Raw genomic sequence first — 15,823 nt, 5'->3', positions numbered from 1 at the left:
TCAGCAGCACCGTGCGCTCTGGCATGCCCTTGGCGCGGGCGGTGCGGACGTAATCCTGGCCCAGATTCTCCAGCACCGAGGCGCGGGTATAGCGGCTGATCTCGGCCGCGTTGAACAGCGCCAGCACGGTGACCGGCAGGGCCATCTGCATGACCATCTTGTAGAAGCTGGACCAATCGGTGACCGACAGGTTGGTGTCATAGATGGTGGGGAACCAGCCCAGCTTCACCGCAAAGATCAGGATCAGCAGGTTGCCGGTGAAGAAGGTCGGCACCGAAAACCCCATGGTGGAGAAGAAGGTGCCCGCGAGGTCGAACCACGAATATTGCCGGTAAGCCGACCAGATGCCGATAGGCAGCGCGATCAGGATGCCGATGGCATAGGCAGTGCCCACCACGGTGAGCGTCTGCGGCAGACGTTCACCGATCAGCTGGAACACCGGCACTTTCGACTGCCACGAGATGATGCGCTGCGCGCCTTTCGCGAAATCGGTGCCGAACAGGGCGTCGATGCCGTAAAGCGGTTCGTTCCAGAAAAACTGTTTCAGCCAAAGCACATAGCGGATATGGACCGGCTGATCGGCGCCCATGGCGGCCATCATCTTGGCGCGCACCTCAGGGGGCACGGTCAGCGGAATGTCGGCCATCGGGCTGCCCGGCGCGAAATCGACCATGAAGAAGATCACGGCGGAAATCAGCAACAGGGTCGGGATTGCCAGCAGCAATCGCCTGAGGGTGAAGGTCAGCATGGTCCCCCGCGTTCTTCTTGTTTTTCAAGCGGTTGAGTGGGGCGGCGCCAGGTTTTCCCGCGCCGCCCCGGTGTCAGATCACTTCACGCGGTGCCAGTCGGCCACGTTCCACAGCTCGCTGTCCCAGGAGTTCATGATGAACCCGTCAAGCGTGTTCGACTTGGCCGAGAACCGGCCACGATCCACCAGCGGCAGGATCGTGTTGCTGTCCTTGGTCAGCATGTCGTTCAACTGCTTGACGATGGTGCCGCGCGCCTCGTCGCCGGTGGCGGTGGCGAGGGTCTTGAACAGCGCGTCATAGGCCGGATCACAGAAGCGGTTGATGTTCTCGCCCTGCCACTGATTGTCCGGGCCGGGGATCTTGTCGCACAGATATTGCGCCATATAGGGCTCGGCATCGGTGCCATCGAAGTTGTTGGCATACATTTCGACATCGGCATAGAATTTCTGGAAGGTGTCGGGCGAGGCCGCGTCCCCCCCGAAATAGACGCCGGGGTCGATGGATTTCAGCTCGACCTCGATGCCGATCTCGTTCCACCAGCCCTTGACCAGCGCCTGAAAGTCCTGACGGACGGCGTTGACCGAGGTTTGATAGAGGATCGAAAATTTCTTGCCGTCTTTCTCGCGGATGCCATCGCCATCGTTGTCGACCCAGCCGGCTTCCTCCAGCAGTTTCTTTGCGCCTTCAATGTCTTGCGTCAGGCAGCCGGTATTGTCGCTGGCCTGATAGGCCGGGGCAGGGACAAGGTTGCAGGTCGGGCGACCGGCCTTGCCATAGCCCACTTCCACCAGCACATTGCGGTCGATGGCCATGGACAGCGCCTGACGCACCTTGGCATCCGAGAAAATCGGGTGCGGATGTTTGATGGTGGAACGCTCACCCTCGGGGAGTGCAGCGCTCGGGTCGGTCATGTTGACCTCGATCCGCTCGACCAGCGTGCCGAAAGCGTTCACGAAGGTGCCCTTGCCACCCGCCTCCATCTGAGCCTGCTGCTCGGGGTTGATCTGGGTGTTCCAGGCGTAGTCGAATTCGCCGGTTTCCATCACGGCCGAGGCCGCCGCCAGCGCGTCGCCGCCGCCCTTGACGGTGACCTTGGCGAAAGCGGGCTTGGCAGGATCGCGGTAATTCGGGTTGGCATCCAGCGAGATGACGTCATTCACCTTGAAATCGGTGACCATATAGGGGCCGGTGCCGATCGGTTTGGAGTTCTGCTCGGTGCAGGTGGCGGCAGCGGCGCCCAGGCAATTGGCGAATTGCGCCTTTTGCAGGATCGGCGCGGTGGCGCCGGTGAAGGGCTGGTAAGGATAGGGTTTGGGCGCATCGAAAGTGACCTTGACGGTCAGCGGGTCCACGGCCTCGACCGATTTCACGCCCTCATACTTGGCGCCCTGGGCGCAGCCGCCATTCGGGTCGGTGCAATATTGCCAGGTGAACACCACGTCATCGGCGGTGAAATCGCTGCCATCGGACCATTTCACGCCGCTGTTCAGCTTCCAGGTGATCGAGGTCAGATCGGCGGCCACGCCACCGTTATCGACCGTCGGGATTTCCGAGGCCAGACGCGGCACCAGCTTGCCGTCCTGGTCAAAGGCGGCCAGAGGCTCCAGCACCAGCGAGCCAGCCTCCACATCCTTGGTGCCCGAGGAGAGATAGGCGTTCAGCGTCGAAACCGCCTGATAATACAGGATTTTCAACTCGCCATCAGCGCCACGCTCGGCATGGGCCGCGGGCGCCAGCGCGAAGGCGGCGGCGGCGCCCAGAAGCAGGGTTTTCAGTTTCATGTTCGGAATACTCCTTGTTGGGTCGGCTCTTGTCGTCTTGCCTGTCGGGGCCGGTTGGGTCCGGCCCGCATGTCGTCAAACCGGGGTTACAGCGGGTTGATCAGGTGGCAGGCCACCTGACGGCCCGGCGCCGCCTCGATCAGTTTCGGCTCCACCTCGCGGCAGACCGGCATGACCCGGGGGCAGCGGGTGCAGAAATTGCAACCCTTGGGCGGGTTGGCGGGCGAGGGCACATCGCCTTTCAGGATGATGCGCTGCTTTTGCGCGCCGCTCGGGTCGGCCTCGGGCACGGCAGACAGCAGCGCCTCGGCATAGGGGTGCAGGGGTTGGGCATACAGCGCATCACGCGGGCTGATCTCGGCGATCTGGCCCAGATACATCACCGCCACCCGATCCGCGATATGGCGCACCATCGACAGGTCATGGCTGATGAACAGATAGGTCAGGCCCAGACGGTCCTGCAAATCCTCCAGCAGGTTCACCACCTGCGCCTGGATCGAGACATCCAGCGCGGCAATCGGCTCGTCACAGACGATGAATTTCGGGTTCAGCGCCAAGGCGCGCGCGATGCCGATGCGCTGCCGCTGCCCGCCCGAGAAGGCATAGGGATAGCGGTTGGCAAAGGCCCGGTTCAGCCCGACCTGATCCATCAGCTCGTAGATGCGGGCCAGTTTCTGATCGCGCGACAGGGTCGTGTGTTCCTCCAGCGGCTCGCCGATGATGTCGGCCACGGTCATGCGCGGGTTCAGGCTGGCCTGCGGGTCCTGAAACACCATCTGCATGGTCGGGCGCTTCTTGCGCAGGGCATGGGGCGCCAGCGCCGGGATTTCGTCGCCGTCAATGCGCACCGACCCGGCCGTGGGTTCGTAAAGCCGCAGGATGGCACGGCCCACGGTCGATTTGCCGCAGCCGGATTCGCCCACCAGCCCCAGGGTCTCGCCCGGCATGATATGGAAGGACACGTCATCCACCGCCTTCACATCGCCGGTATGGCGACGCAGGAGGCCGGAATGGATGGGGAAATACATCTTGAGGTTCTTCACCTCGACCAGCGGGGCCATGGTGGCATCAAGCATGGGCGGCCTCCTGAGGGGCGGGGGCGTGCCAGTGGCAGGCCACGTCATGCCCCTCGCCCAGGGTGCGGGCGTCGATGCTGCGGCGGGCCGGGTTTTCTGCGCGGCAGCGGTCAAAGGCATGGGCGCAGCGCGGGGCGAAGGGGCAGGCGGCGGGGGGCGCGGTCAGGATCGGGGGCTGGCCCTCGATTGCCTCCAACTTGGCGCTGCGCGGCCCGTGCAGCTTGGGGATCGTGCGCAAAAGCGCCCGCGTATAGGGGTGCTGGGGCTGCGCAAACACCTCGCGCACCGGGCCCTGTTCGGCCACTTGCCCGCCATACATCACCATGATGCGGTCGGCGATGCCCGCAATCACCCCCAGATCATGCGTGATCCAGATGATTGCCATGCCCAGCTTTTGCCGCAGCTCTTTCACCAGTTCCAGAATTTGCGCCTGAATGGTCACGTCCAGCGCCGTGGTCGGCTCGTCGGCAATCAGCACTTCGGGGTCGCAGGCCAGGGCTATCGCAATCATCACGCGCTGCCGCATCCCGCCTGAAAACTGGTGCGGATAGGCCTTCAGCCGCTTGCGCGCATCGGGGATGCCGACCAGCTCCAGCAGCTCTACAGCGCGTTCCACCGCCTGCGCCTTGCTCAGGCCCATATGGTGCATCAGCGGTTCCATGATCTGATTGCCCACGGTGAACACCGGGTTCAGCGAGGTCATCGGGTCTTGGAACACAAAGCCGATGCGCGCGCCGCGCACCCGGCGCAGTTCCTCGGGGCTGGCTTTCAGCAGGTCCACACCGCCCAGCAACACCTCGCCGCCGCAGACATCGGCCGGGGGCGAGGGCAGCAGCCCGATCAGCGACATCATGGTCACCGATTTGCCAGAGCCGCTTTCGCCCACCACGCCCAGCAACTCGCCGGGACGCAGAGTAAAGCTGACATCGTTCACCGCATGGACGTGCCCGCCCCGGGTGCGGAAAACGGTCTTCAAACCGCGCACTTCAAGCACTGGCTTAGCCCGATCGGGCATCGGCTATACCCCCAAGTTTATGTTCTTTTTGGCCTTTTCGGCATTCGGCCGGCCAAATTCCTTGACCGTCGGGTCAAGTGTTAGCGGATTCGCCAATCCGTGCAAGCGGCTTTGGCACTCTGCCATGTGAAACGGGCAGCATGACTTGGCGGCAGGCCCGGGGGGTTGCACTTGCGCGGCTGCGGGTTCAGGCTGCGGGCGATTTGATCACAAAAGTGCCGCGCCATGCCCGAACGCCTCTCTGCCCGCCAGATCCTTGACCGGCTGATCGCCTTTCCGACGGTCAGCCGCGACAGCAACCTCCCGTTGATCGACTGGGTGGAGGATTATCTTGCAGGCTGGGGCGTGACCGCGCATCGGGTGCCCAATCCCGAGGGCACCAAGGCTGCGCTTTACGCCAGCGCCGGGCCTGCGGTGCCGGGCGGGGTGATCCTGTCGGGCCATAGCGATGTGGTGCCGGTGGAGGGGCAGGCCTGGACCGTGGACCCCTGGCAGGTGACCGAGCGTGACGGCAAGCTGATCGGGCGCGGGGTCTGCGACATGAAGGGTTTTGTGGCGCTGGCCTTGGCCGCCGTGCCGCTGGCCTTGCAGCGCGGGGTGAAGCGCCCGCTGCAAATCGCGATTTCCTATGATGAGGAGCTGGGCTGCACCGGCGCGCCCCCGATGATCGCCGCCATGGCTGCGGGCCTGCCGCGTGCCAGCGCCGTGGTGGTGGGCGAGCCATCCATGATGCGCATGGTGAACGGTCATAAGGGCGGCCACGGGTTTCGCGTGCATGTTCAGGGGTTTGAGGTGCATTCCTCGATCCTGCACACCGGGGTTTCGGCCATCATGGAAGGCGCAAAGCTGATCGACTGGGCCAATCGGGTGAATGCCGAGAATCAGGCCAAGCCGGTCACGACGCTGGCCGCCATGTTCGATCCGCCTTTCACCACCGCCCATATCGGCACCATTCAGGGCGGCACGGCAGAGAATATCACCGCCAAGGATTGCCGCTTTGGCCTCGGGTTCCGCTGTGTGCCGGGCGAAGACCCCCTCGCATGGGTGGCGCGGCTGCGGGCCGAAGCGGCGCGGCTTGAGGCCGCCATGCAGGCGATCCGCCCCGAGGCCCGCATCCTGCTGGAGGAGGTGTTCTATGTGCCGCCGCTGGTGCCTGAAACCCATGGCGCGGCCGAGGCGCTGGTGCGGCGCCTGACCGGCGACAATGGCACTTCGGTGGTCAGCTATGGCACCGAGGCCGGGCAGTTTCAGGCCGAGGGCTATTCGGCAGTGGTCTGCGGCCCCGGCGATATTGCGCAGGCGCATCAGCCGGATGAATGGCTCTCGGTCGCGCAGTTCGAGGCCGGGTGGCGCTTCATGGAGGCCCTGGTCGAGGATCTGGCGCGATGAGAGGCGCGCCGATCACGCTGGCCACGCCTGTCCGCTTTGCCGATCCGCTGCCAGAGCGGGCCGATGTGGTGGTGATCGGCGGCGGCGTGATCGGGGTGATGACGGCCTGGCATCTGGCCGAGGCAGGCGCCCGCGTCGTCCTGTGCGAAAAGGGCCGGGTGGCGGGCGAGCAATCCAGCCGCAACTGGGGCTGGATCCGCCAGCAAGGCCGCGATTTCGGCGAATTGCCGATCATGATGGAGAGCCTGCGGCAATGGCAGGCCCTGTCGGAGGAGATCGGGCCAGAGCTGGGCTTCACCCAACAGGGCGTCCTCTATCTCGCGCGCAGCGAGGCCGAGATGGCGGGCTTTGAAGGCTGGCTGGCCGAGGCCAAGGGCTTTGGCGTTGACAGCCGGATGCTCAGCCGCGCCGAGGTGGCGTCGCGGATCGAGGGCGCCGCCGCGCCCTGGATCGGCGGGCTGTTCACCCCCTCGGATGCGCGGGCCGAGCCTTGGGGCGCGGTGCCCTTGCTGGCCGAAGGCGCGCGGCGGCGTGGTGCCCAGATCAGCGAGCATTGCGCGGTGCGCAGCCTCGATCTGGCGGCGGGGCGCGTGGCGGGGGTGGTGACGGAACGCGGGCGCATCGCCTGCGATCAGGTGGTGCTGGCCGGGGGCGCATGGTCTGCGCTGTTTGCCCGTGCCCATGGCGTGAGCTTCCCGCAACTGTCGGTGCGCGCCACGGTGATGGCGACCGCGCCAATGCCAGAAATCTTTGCCGGCAATGCCGTGGATGACCGCTTTGCCTTCCGCCGCCGCGCGGATGGCGGCTATACGCTGGCCCCCGGCGGGTCGCATGATTTCCACCTTGGCCCGGATGCCTTCCGCCACTTTGGCCGCTATCTGCCCATGCTGCAAAAGGATTTCCGCAGCACCACGTTTCATGCCTCTGCCCCGCGCGGCTTTCCCGATGGCTGGGGCACGCCGCGCCGCTGGGGCGAGGGGCCCAGCCCCTTCGAGGCAATGCGCGTGCTGGACCCGGCCCCCTCGGTGCCGCTGATGAGCCGCGTTCTGGCTGATTTTGCCGCCGCCTTCCCGGCGCTTGGCCGCCCCAAACTGGTGGCGGCCTGGGCGGGGATGATCGACACGCTGCCCGACATCGTGCCGGTGGTGGACCGGGTGGCGGCGCTGCCCGGCCTGATCCTTGCCACCGGCATGTGCGGCCATGGCTTTGGCATCGGGCCGGGCATCGGGCGCGTGGTGGCCGACCTCGCGCTGAACCGCCCGCCCGCGCATGACCTGTCGCGCTTCCGACTGTCGCGTTTTACCGACGGATCAAAACTCACCCCCGGCCCGTCGCTGTAAGGCAGGACAGGCCGCCGAAACCTTGCCAGATTGGCCCCAGATCAACCGGAGAGACCCATGGCCCCCCGCAACCGCTTTGCCGAACTTCTGCCCGAAATCACCGCCTGGCGCCGCGATTTCCACGAACACCCCGAGCTGCAATTCGACGTGCATCGCACTGCCGCCAAGGTGGCCGAGCTGCTGCGCGGCTTTGGCTGCGACGAGGTGGTGGAGGGCATTGGCCGCACCGGCGTGGTGGGGGTGATCCAGGGCAGGAATGGCGGCTCGGGGCGGGTGATCGGCTTGCGCGCCGATATGGACGCCCTGCCGATCATCGAGCAGACCGGGCTCGATTATGCCTCCAAGACGCCGGGCAAGATGCATGCCTGCGGCCATGACGGCCACACCGCCATGTTGCTGGGCGCTGCCAAATATCTGGCCGAAACCCGCAATTTCGATGGCACCGCCGTGGTGATCTTCCAGCCCGCCGAGGAGGGCGGCGGTGGCGGGCGCGAGATGGTGCAAGATGGCATGATGGAGCGCTTCGGCATTCAGGAAGTCTATGGCATGCACAATATGCCGGGGATTCCGGTGGGTCATTTCGCCATCCGCCCCGGCGCCATCATGGCCGCCGCCGATCAGTTCGAGATCGTGGTGACCGGCAAGGGCGGCCATGCCGCCAAGCCGCATGAATGCATCGACACGACCGTGGTGGCCGCCCATATCATCGTGGCGGCGCAGACCATTGCCAGCCGCACCGTGGACCCGCTGAAACAGGTGGTGGTGTCGATCTGCACTCTGGCCACCGATTCCACCGCCCATAACGTCATCCCGCAGGTGGTGAAGATGAAGGGCACGGTGCGCACCATGGATGCCGCCGTGCAGGAGCAGGTGATCCAGCGCCTGCGCGAGATCGTCGAGGGCACGGCGCTGGCGCTTGGGGCCAGGGCCGAGCTGGATTACCAGCGCGGCTATCCGGTGACGGTGAATGCCGAGGAGAACACCGCCCATGCGGTCGAGGTGGCGCGCGCGGTCTCGGGCGTGGTCGATGCCGATACGCCGCCGCTGATGGGGGCCGAGGATTTCAGCTATATGCTGAACGAGCGCCCCGGCGCCTATATCTTCCTGGGCAATGGCGATACGGCCATGGTGCATCACCCCGCCTATAACTTTGACGACAATGCCATTCCCTTCGGCGCCAGCTGGTATGTGGGCATGGTCGAGGCGCGGATGCCCGCCTGAGGCGCACGGGTGGGGGCGTTTCACGCCCCCCTCACTCCTCCTCCGGCGGGTCGAAATGGCCGTGGCTGGTCTTGTCCCACCAGAAGGGCTTGCGCACCATCTCCCAGGCCGCCTTGTAGGAGGCCAGCGCACCGAGCGGAAAATAGAAATGCAGCAGCGGCACCCAGAGCGGCGAAACCTTGCTGGGGGTCAGCCGCATGGCCATCAGGGTGATTGCCACCTGCACGGCCTCGGTGAACAGGAAGATGCCCAGCAGCGTGTTCGACATGGCGGGCGGCAGCGTGGCCGAAACCGGGTGATGCAGGCCAAGCGGCACGATCCAGAAGCTCCACAGCACCGGGGCCAGGACGAATTGCGACAGGGTGCACAGGAACAGGGTCTGAAAGCCCAGAAACTTCCACCAGCCCAATTGCCGCAGCAAAAGCCCCGGCTGACGCATATGCACGCCGTAGGTCATCATATAGCCCTTGAGCCAGCGTGAGCGCTGCTTGATCCAGGGCAGGGCGCGGCAATTGGCTTCCTCGAAGGTGGTGGTGTCCAGCAATTCGGTGCGGTAGCCGTGTCGGGCCAGACGCATGCCCAGATCGGCATCCTCGGTCACATTGCAGGCATCCCAGGCCCCCAGTTCCTCCAGCGCGCCACGGCGGAAGAACAGCGTCGTGCCGCCCAGCGGGATCGGCAGGCCCAGCCGCGCAAGGCCGGGCAGCATGATGCGGAACCAGGCGGCGTATTCCATGGTGAAACAGCGCGACAGCCAGTTGGTGCGCGGGTTGTAGAAATCCAGCACGCCTTGCAGGCAGGCCACCTCGGCGCCGCGATTGTGGAACCGCGCCACGACCTTGCGGATCTGGTCCGGCTCGGGCGCGTCTTCGGCATCATAGACCCCGATGATCGCGCCCCGGCACAGGTCCAGCGCGTGATTGAGCGCGCGTGGCTTGGTGCGGATGGCGCCATCTGGCACCACGACAATGCGCATCCAGGCTGGCAGATCGGCGCGGCGCAGGGCATTGCGCGTCACCTTGTCATCTTCCTCGACCACCAGCAGGATATCCAGCCGCTCGCGCGGGTAATCCAGCCGGGACAGGCGCCGGACCAGCCGGGGCGCGATGTCGCTTTCATTGTAAAGCGCCACCATGACCGAGACGGTGGGCCAGCGGTCGGGGGCGGGGCCGGGCGGCTCGGGCTGCGCATGGCGCAGGCTGGCAAAGACGGCGGCGGTTTTCAGCAGCGTGGTCAGCACCAGTGTCAGCACCGCCCAGAGGGTCAGCGCCCAGACCATGAGCATCGGCGCCAGAACCGTGGCCGCGACCAGCAGCACCACAATCGCCCGCACCCAAAGCAGATGCGTGTCCGACCCCCAGCCCCGGCAGCTTTCCGCCTCGGGCACCCGGGTCAGCGCGGCGCGGTCCAGGCTGCGGCCCCGCAGCGCCAGAAGGGCGGCCTCCAGCAGCTCGGGCGTGGTGAGAGCCATGGCGACCCGGCCAAAGCGGGCATTCAGCGCGGCGCGGTGAAAGGCGAAATCTTCGGGATAGGCGGTGGCGATCACGGTCAGATCGCCAATCTGGCGCCAGGGGATCAGCCCGTCGCGCAGGCAGGCCCCGGCCCCCATGGCATCGACCAGCCGGGGGTCGGGCGGCATGGCGCCGAAATCGGCCAGCTCCACCCCCCAGTGCCGGGCCAGCGCGCCGAACAGCCTGGTCTCGTCGATCATCCCGCGCGCCAGCAGGATATCGGCCAGCCGCCCGCGCTGCCGCGCCTGCAAGGACAGCGCCTGCACGATGTCGTCGGGGGCAACCAGCCCCTCGCGCAGCAGCATCACGCCCAGCGTTTCGGCGGTGGGGGTCGAGTGCATCCAGGGCTGCGACCGCGCGACCAGCGACAGCCGGGGCCCGGCCACAAAGGGCCGGGGCGGGGCAGGGCGCAGGGGAAGCCGCTCGGCGGTCATGGCATGCAAAAGGCTCAGGGGTGGTGATCCCTGAGCCTTGGCCCCAATTCGTTAACAGCCCGTTAAGGCCGTTAACAATTGGCTGCGATCCTGCGGTTCTGGCCTGAAAAATCAGGCGGCGCGACGATCCTGCATGGCTTTCGCAAAGCGGTCGAACAGGTAGAAGCTGTCTTGCGGGCCGGGGCTCGCCTCTGGGTGGTGCTGCACCGAAAAGACCGGCTTTCCCTCCACGGCGATTCCACAATTGGTGCCATCGAACAGCGAGACATGGGTTTCCACCACACCGGCCGGCAGGGTTTGCGCATCCACGGTGAAACCATGGTTCATCGAGGTGATCTCGACCTTGCCGGTGCCGATCTCCTTGACCGGGTGGTTGGCCCCGTGATGGCCATGGCCCATCTTCACCGTCTTGGCGCCAAGCGCCAAGGCCAGCATCTGATGCCCGAGGCAGATGCCAAAGACCGGCAGATCGCGCGCCAGCACGCCCTGGATCATCGGCACGGCATAGACGCCCGTGGCCGCCGGATCGCCGGGGCCATTCGACAGGAACACGCCCTCGGGATTATGCGCCAGCACCTCTTCGGCGGTGGCGGTGGCGGGCAGCACGATGACCTCGCAGCCCGCAGAGGCAAGGCAGCGCAGGATATTGCGCTTGGCGCCATAATCCACCGCGACCACCTTGAGCCCCGCGCCGGTCCGGGCGCTGTAACCCTCGGGCCAGGCCCAGCGTTGCTCGTTCCAGACATAGGATTGCGCGCATGTCACATCCTTTGCCAGATCGAGGCCGACAAGCCCCTTCCAGCCGCGCGCTTTGGCGACCAGCGCCTCGATGTCGAACTTGCCTTCGGGGTTGAAGGCCAGCGCCACATGCGGCGCGCCTTGCTGGCGGATGGCGCGGGTCAGGCGGCGGGTGTCAAGGCCGCCAATGCCGATCCGCCCCTTGGAGGCCATCCATTGTTGCAGATCCGAGGTGGCGCGCCAGTTCGACGGCTCGGTCGGATCCCATTTCACCACCATGCCCGCGGCCACCGGCTCGGCGGTTTCGTCATCCTCGGCGGTGACGCCGGTATTGCCGATATGGGGGAAGGTGAAGGTGACGATCTGGCCCGCATAGGAGGGATCAGTCATGATCTCCTGATAGCCGGTCATCGAGGTGTTGAACACCAGCTCGGCCACCGTCTCGCCGGGGGTGCCAAAGCCTTTGCCGTAAAAGATCGTGCCGTCTGCGAGGGCAAGGCAGGCGGTGGGGGCAGCTAGCTTTGTCATGGCGACTCTCCGGATAAACGGGGCGGAACATAGTGGCAGGGCGCGGGGGGGGCAAGGGCTTTGCGCATCGGAAATGCGCAATTATGTTGTGCAGCAAAATCAATGGCTTGGCTTTCGCGCTGCGCATTGTGTTACAGGGCGTGTGCAGATAGGATGCGCGCAGGCGAAACCAGTGACGGATTTTGGCATGACCATGCGCGACCAGCTTCAGACGGCGTTGAAAGAGGCGATGAAGGCCAAGGCGGCGGATCGGCTCTCGGCGCTGCGGCTGATCAATGCCGCCATCAAGGACCGCGAGATCGCGCTGCGCACCGAAGGGGGCGAGGTGGATGATGCCGCGATCCTGGCCATTCTGGGCAAGATGGTGAAGCAGCGGCAGGAAAGCGCGCGCGCCTATGAAGAGGGCGGGCGGCTGGAGCTGGCCGAGAAGGAACTGGCGGAAATCGCGGTGATTTCCGAATTCCTGCCGCGCCAGCTTTCGGGCGACGAGGTGGCGCAGGCCATCCGCGCGGCCATCGCCGAGGCCGGTGCGGCCAGCATCCGCGACATGGGCAAGGTGATGGCGGTGCTGAAGGCCAAATATACCGGCCAGATGGATTTCGGCGCCGTGGGGCCGACCGTCAAGGACATGCTGGCCTGAGCGCGCATCACCTAGACCCGCATGACCCAGACCCGCATGACCCAGACCCGCATGACCCGGGCCCGCATGACCTGAGTTTCACATGGCGGGCCTGATCCTCGACCAGTGGCAGGTGGCGCGGTTGCGCCCCGGCCCGGTGCGGATTTTCCCCGATGGCTGTCAGGATGTGATCTGGGTGCATCTGCCGGGGCAGGCGCCGGTCTGGAAGCCCGCCACGCTGGACCCGCAGGTTCGCTGGCTCCACGGGGCCGAGGGCGCCGCCCTGCGCGGCTTTCGCCTTGCCCCCGGGTGCCGGATGCCCGCCGCGCTGTGGCGGGCGCTTGATCCCGAAAAACCCGATGAGGTGGCCGCGATTGCAGCCCTGTGCCAGCGCAGCCCGGCGCTGAGCGAGATGCTGGCCGCGCTGGCCTTGGCCCCTGCGGGTGCGGCGGCGCTGGCCCGGCAGCTGGGGCAAAGTCTGCGCAGCCTGCAACGCCTCTCCGTCACGGAAACCGGCCAGCCACCGCTGTTCTGGCTGCGGCTGGCCCGGCTGCGCCGCGCCATGGCAGAGGCAGGCGCGGGCGCCGCACTGGCCGAGGCCGCCGCAGGCGCGGGCTTTGCCGATCAGGCCCATTTCACCCGCGAGGCCCGGCATTTCCTCGGCGCCCCGCCGGGCCGCCTGCTGGCCGATGCCGAGGCGATGGCGGCGCTGCTGGCGTCGGGGCTTTAGGCGCTCAGCCGACCTTGGTGCAAATCTCCACCATGGTGCCATCGGGCGTGCGCACATAGGCGGTGGTCTGGCCCCACTCCATCTGCTCCACCCCCTGCACCAGATCGGCCCCGGCCGCCACCGCCCGGGCCAAGGCGGCGGCCACATCCTCGGTCTCGAAGGCCAGCTCGAAACAGGGCAGGGCCGGCGGCTCGGTCGCGACGCGCTTGCCCAATTGCGCCATCAGCTTGATGGAACAGAAGGACAGCTTGGTCTCGCCGGTCTGCAATTCGCCGAAATCGCCGGACTCGTGCAAAAACCCCTGCGCCAGACCAAAGGCCTCGGCATAGAAGGCCAGGGTGGCAGGCACGTCCTGCACATAGAGGATGGTGTAACGGAAGATCATCTTTGGCTCCTTTTGCTGCGCTCAGGATGCGCCGGCTTTGCCGCCTTCGTCTTGAAGAAAGGCGACAGGGCGGCGCCTCAGCGCAGGGCGCGCAACCGCTGCCGCAGCTCGTGCTCCAGCGCCAGCCGCTCCTCCGGGGTGAGGAAGGCGCCGATCTCCACTTCGCGCGGGCCGCCTTGCAGCGTCAGGTAATGCGGCACCGGGCCGCCGGTTGCGTGCCGGATCACCCGCACCCAATGCGGATTGGCCTGCCACTCCTGCCGCCGCTTGCGCGGTCCATGCCGGATGAGGGTGACCTGCGCGGCGCCCAGCACCAGATCCTCCAGAATTTCGGCATCGCGATAGGATCTCTCCAACCCCCACCACAGCGCCGCGATCGCCAGCACCAGAAAGGGCAGCACGCCCCACAGCACTGCCGTGCCGATCACCGCCAGCAAAGGCAGCGCGGTCAGCGCCGCGGTGCCGCCGATGAACCACACAAACCCCCGTCGCGGCAGCGAGCGATAGGGCCAAAGGTGCAGACGGTCGCCTTCCGGCGTGGGGGGAAGCCATTCAACGGGCATGATGGCAGGATGTTAGGGCAGGCGTGGCACGGCGCCAAGGGGCCAGCGCAGTCTCGCCAATTTGTCGTATTTCGGCCCAATGGCGGCAAAGCGGCTGGACCATGGTCCGAAGGCAGGGGGCGCCTTTTCGCGTAAAACGGGCCTATCTCCCGGCGCGGGCCGGGCAAACAGGAGGGCAGTCCATGAGCGACAGCGACCGTTATCAATTCACCTTTGACGCCGAAGGCGTCGCCACGGCGGTTTTCGAGGCGGAAGACGGGGGCTTTGAACCCGACAGCCTGGATGCCGATGAAAGTTACACCCTGCACGGCGCGGCGGTCTTGCATCTGGAACATGAGGGCGAGGCCGCCGAATGGGCGCTGTTGCTGCCCGAGGCCGAGGGATCGGACATCTGGGTCGAGGTCATCGACGGCCATGGCCATCTGGACCCCGCGCTGATCCCCGAAATTCTCGCCCGTCTGGGCGAGGGGACCGATGATGGCGCCGGTGGCGACGATGATGATGACGACGACGATGATAGGGACGATGACGGCGACGACGATGATGGCGGCTCGGGCCATGGCGATGACGATGGCCTCATCGGTGGCGACACCTACCGCTTTGTCTTTGCCGAGGATGGCCGCATCACGGCCATCTACGAGGTCGAAGATGATGGCGCGGAGGAGCGCGACTATATCTCGCCCGACGAGACCTATACCCGTGTCGGCGATCTGATCGTCAAGGTCGAGAGCGATGATGACGGCCCGGAATGGGAAATCTATGGCCCGCTGGCTGGCACTGACCTCTGGGTCGAGCTGGCCGATGGCCGGGGCGAGATCGCGCTGGATGCCGCCAGCCTCGCCGCGCTGATCGCCGCCGAGGATGGCGTGGCGACCTCGCCCGATAATGACGACGACGATGAATATCGCGGCGATGACAGTGATGATGATTTCGATGGCGGCAGCGATGACGACGGCGATGATTGCTATATCGGCGGCGCGGGCGAGGATGACGTGGCCTTTGGCGGCGATACCGCCGTCACGGTCAACCTGCGCAAGACCGGCTTTCAGGAGACCGGGCGCGGCTTTGACCGCTTCGTCGGGATCGAGAACCTGACCGGCGGCTCCGGCCATGACCTTTTGGAGGGCAATGGCCGTGGCAACCGTCTGGCCGGCGGCGCCGGGGATGACCGGCTGCGCGGCGGGGGCGGCGATGATGGTCTTGCCGGCGGGCGCGGAGATGACCGGCTGGTCGGGGGACGGGGCGACGATGCCCTGGCCGGTGGCCGTGGCGACGATCGCCTGCATGGCGGCCATGGCCGCGACCTGCTGCGCGGCGGCGAGGGGGCGGATACCTTCGTCTTCGCCTCGGTGGCCGAGATCGGCCGGGGCGCCGCCCGCGACCGCATCACCGATTTCGAGCGCGGCGAGGATCACGTCGATCTTTCGGCACTGGACCTTGCCTTCATCGGGCGCGACCGCTTTGCAGGCGAAGGCGAGGCCGAGGTGCGCATCTCGGTCACCCGCCAGGGCGTGAACCTGCTGGGCGATACAGATGGCGATGGCCGCGCCGATTTCATGCTGACGCTGAAAGGGCTCAAGGGCTTTGACGCCGATGACCTGATCCTCTGATCTCCAAAGATCGCGCGGCAGAAGGGGGGCGCTCGCGTCCCCCTTTTTCTGTCTGAAAATATCCTCGGGGGGAGGCCCGGCAGGGCCGTGGGGGGCAGACAGCCCCCCGGCGACGGCAGCCCCAAGCGCCCCGT

14 protein-coding genes are annotated in these 15,823 nt (G+C 66.2%); 6 read left to right on the top strand and 8 right to left on the bottom strand.

Features of this window, described 5'->3' with window-relative positions; all coding sequences use genetic code 11:
- From JNN06_RS03740 to JNN06_RS03725, 4 genes are all read right to left on the bottom strand, one after another.
- Nucleotides 1–748 (bottom strand): ABC transporter permease (locus tag JNN06_RS03740; RefSeq protein ID WP_291238260.1); only part of this gene is annotated, 748 nt, incomplete at its 3' end.
- Nucleotides 749–826: 78 nt separating this feature from the next.
- The gene (locus tag JNN06_RS03735; RefSeq protein ID WP_291238259.1) at nt 827–2,530 is read right to left on the bottom strand and encodes a peptide ABC transporter substrate-binding protein; all 1,704 of its coding nucleotides are present in this window, start codon (nt 2,528–2,530) and stop codon (nt 827–829) included.
- 86 nt (nt 2,531–2,616) lie between these two features.
- Nucleotides 2,617–3,606, bottom strand: coding sequence for an ABC transporter ATP-binding protein (locus JNN06_RS03730; RefSeq protein ID WP_291238258.1), 990 nt, complete (start codon nt 3,604–3,606; stop codon nt 2,617–2,619).
- Entirely contained in the window at nt 3,599–4,621 is a 1,023-nt protein-coding gene (locus JNN06_RS03725) for an ABC transporter ATP-binding protein (RefSeq protein WP_291238257.1), read from the bottom strand. Before JNN06_RS03725 ends, JNN06_RS03730 begins: the two co-directional genes overlap by 8 nt.
- A gap of 225 nt (nt 4,622–4,846) precedes the next feature.
- On the opposite strand from JNN06_RS03725, the gene argE reads away from it, so the two are divergent.
- From argE to JNN06_RS03710, 3 genes are read left to right on the top strand one after another with little or no spacing between them, the layout of a single operon-like run.
- The gene (gene argE / locus JNN06_RS03720; RefSeq protein ID WP_291238256.1) at nt 4,847–6,010 is read left to right on the top strand and encodes an acetylornithine deacetylase; all 1,164 of its coding nucleotides are present in this window, start codon (nt 4,847–4,849) and stop codon (nt 6,008–6,010) included.
- Nucleotides 6,007–7,350 carry an FAD-binding oxidoreductase gene (locus JNN06_RS03715; RefSeq protein WP_291238255.1) on the top strand — a complete coding sequence of 448 codons (1,344 nt, stop codon included), beginning with the start codon at nt 6,007–6,009 and terminating at the stop codon, nt 7,348–7,350. Before argE ends, JNN06_RS03715 begins: the two co-directional genes overlap by 4 nt.
- A 57-nt stretch (nt 7,351–7,407) precedes the next feature.
- On the top strand, nt 7,408–8,571 hold the full coding sequence (locus JNN06_RS03710; RefSeq protein WP_291238254.1) for a M20 aminoacylase family protein: 1,164 nt from the start codon (nt 7,408–7,410) through the stop codon (nt 8,569–8,571).
- A 31-nt stretch (nt 8,572–8,602) separates the two neighbouring features.
- On the opposite strand, the gene JNN06_RS03705 is transcribed toward JNN06_RS03710, so the two are convergent.
- Both JNN06_RS03705 and carA read right to left on the bottom strand, forming a co-directional pair.
- Nucleotides 8,603–10,516 carry a glycosyltransferase gene (locus JNN06_RS03705; RefSeq protein ID WP_291238253.1) on the bottom strand — a complete coding sequence of 638 codons (1,914 nt, stop codon included), beginning with the start codon at nt 10,514–10,516 and terminating at the stop codon, nt 8,603–8,605.
- Between the two features lie 111 nt (nt 10,517–10,627).
- Nucleotides 10,628–11,782: a glutamine-hydrolyzing carbamoyl-phosphate synthase small subunit gene (carA, locus tag JNN06_RS03700; protein ID WP_291238252.1), complete on the bottom strand. Its 1,155-nt coding sequence runs from the start codon at nt 11,780–11,782 to the stop codon at nt 10,628–10,630.
- A gap of 187 nt (nt 11,783–11,969) precedes the next feature.
- On the opposite strand from carA, the gene JNN06_RS03695 reads away from it, so the two are divergent.
- Both JNN06_RS03695 and JNN06_RS03690 read left to right on the top strand, forming a co-directional pair.
- Nucleotides 11,970–12,422, top strand: coding sequence for a GatB/YqeY domain-containing protein (locus JNN06_RS03695; RefSeq protein ID WP_291238251.1), 453 nt, complete (start codon nt 11,970–11,972; stop codon nt 12,420–12,422).
- Nucleotides 12,423–12,504: 82 nt separating this feature from the next.
- A complete protein-coding gene (locus tag JNN06_RS03690; protein WP_291238250.1) occupies nt 12,505–13,131 on the top strand; it encodes a helix-turn-helix domain-containing protein in 627 nt (208 codons plus the stop codon).
- A 4-nt stretch (nt 13,132–13,135) separates the two neighbouring features.
- Here JNN06_RS03690 and JNN06_RS03685 read toward each other — a convergent pair whose 3' ends face one another.
- Both JNN06_RS03685 and JNN06_RS03680 read right to left on the bottom strand, forming a co-directional pair.
- Nucleotides 13,136–13,516 carry a VOC family protein gene (locus tag JNN06_RS03685; protein ID WP_291238249.1) on the bottom strand — a complete coding sequence of 127 codons (381 nt, stop codon included), beginning with the start codon at nt 13,514–13,516 and terminating at the stop codon, nt 13,136–13,138.
- Nucleotides 13,517–13,593: 77 nt separating this feature from the next.
- Nucleotides 13,594–14,079, bottom strand: a complete 486-nt coding sequence (locus JNN06_RS03680) for a DUF2244 domain-containing protein (protein ID WP_291238248.1) — start codon at nt 14,077–14,079, stop codon at nt 13,594–13,596.
- A gap of 182 nt (nt 14,080–14,261) precedes the next feature.
- Between JNN06_RS03680 and JNN06_RS03675 the strand changes: the two genes are divergently transcribed.
- A complete protein-coding gene (locus JNN06_RS03675) occupies nt 14,262–15,689 on the top strand; it encodes a M10 family metallopeptidase C-terminal domain-containing protein (protein ID WP_291238247.1) in 1,428 nt (475 codons plus the stop codon).
- Nucleotides 15,690–15,823: the final 134 nt, after the last annotated feature.

Origin of the sequence: Gemmobacter sp. (assembly GCF_016792925.1) — a bacterium.
In the GTDB taxonomy this organism is placed as follows: domain Bacteria; phylum Pseudomonadota; class Alphaproteobacteria; order Rhodobacterales; family Rhodobacteraceae; genus Gemmobacter.
The sequence above is the reverse complement of the archived record's forward strand: the minus strand, read 5'-3'. Positions and strand labels throughout refer to the sequence as shown.

Bases quoted from the DNA above. Each gene is read 5' to 3' on its own strand.
- JNN06_RS03735 (WP_291238259.1), bottom strand. From the start codon at position 2,530: ATGAAACTGAAAACCCTGCTTCTGGGCGCCGCCGCCGCCTTCGCGCTG.
- JNN06_RS03730 (WP_291238258.1), bottom strand. From the start codon at position 3,606: ATGCTTGATGCCACCATGGCCCCGCTGGTCGAGGTGAAGAACCTCAAG.
- JNN06_RS03725 (WP_291238257.1), bottom strand. From the start codon at position 4,621: ATGCCCGATCGGGCTAAGCCAGTGCTTGAAGTGCGCGGTTTGAAGACC.
- argE (WP_291238256.1), top strand. From the start codon at position 4,847: ATGCCCGAACGCCTCTCTGCCCGCCAGATCCTTGACCGGCTGATCGCC.
- JNN06_RS03715 (WP_291238255.1), top strand. From the start codon at position 6,007: ATGAGAGGCGCGCCGATCACGCTGGCCACGCCTGTCCGCTTTGCCGAT.
- JNN06_RS03710 (WP_291238254.1), top strand. From the start codon at position 7,408: ATGGCCCCCCGCAACCGCTTTGCCGAACTTCTGCCCGAAATCACCGCC.
- JNN06_RS03705 (WP_291238253.1), bottom strand. From the start codon at position 10,516: ATGACCGCCGAGCGGCTTCCCCTGCGCCCTGCCCCGCCCCGGCCCTTT.
- carA (WP_291238252.1), bottom strand. From the start codon at position 11,782: ATGACAAAGCTAGCTGCCCCCACCGCCTGCCTTGCCCTCGCAGACGGC.
- JNN06_RS03695 (WP_291238251.1), top strand. From the start codon at position 11,970: ATGACCATGCGCGACCAGCTTCAGACGGCGTTGAAAGAGGCGATGAAG.
- JNN06_RS03690 (WP_291238250.1), top strand. From the start codon at position 12,505: ATGGCGGGCCTGATCCTCGACCAGTGGCAGGTGGCGCGGTTGCGCCCC.
- JNN06_RS03685 (WP_291238249.1), bottom strand. From the start codon at position 13,516: ATGATCTTCCGTTACACCATCCTCTATGTGCAGGACGTGCCTGCCACC.
- JNN06_RS03680 (WP_291238248.1), bottom strand. From the start codon at position 14,079: ATGCCCGTTGAATGGCTTCCCCCCACGCCGGAAGGCGACCGTCTGCAC.
- JNN06_RS03675 (WP_291238247.1), top strand. From the start codon at position 14,262: ATGAGCGACAGCGACCGTTATCAATTCACCTTTGACGCCGAAGGCGTC.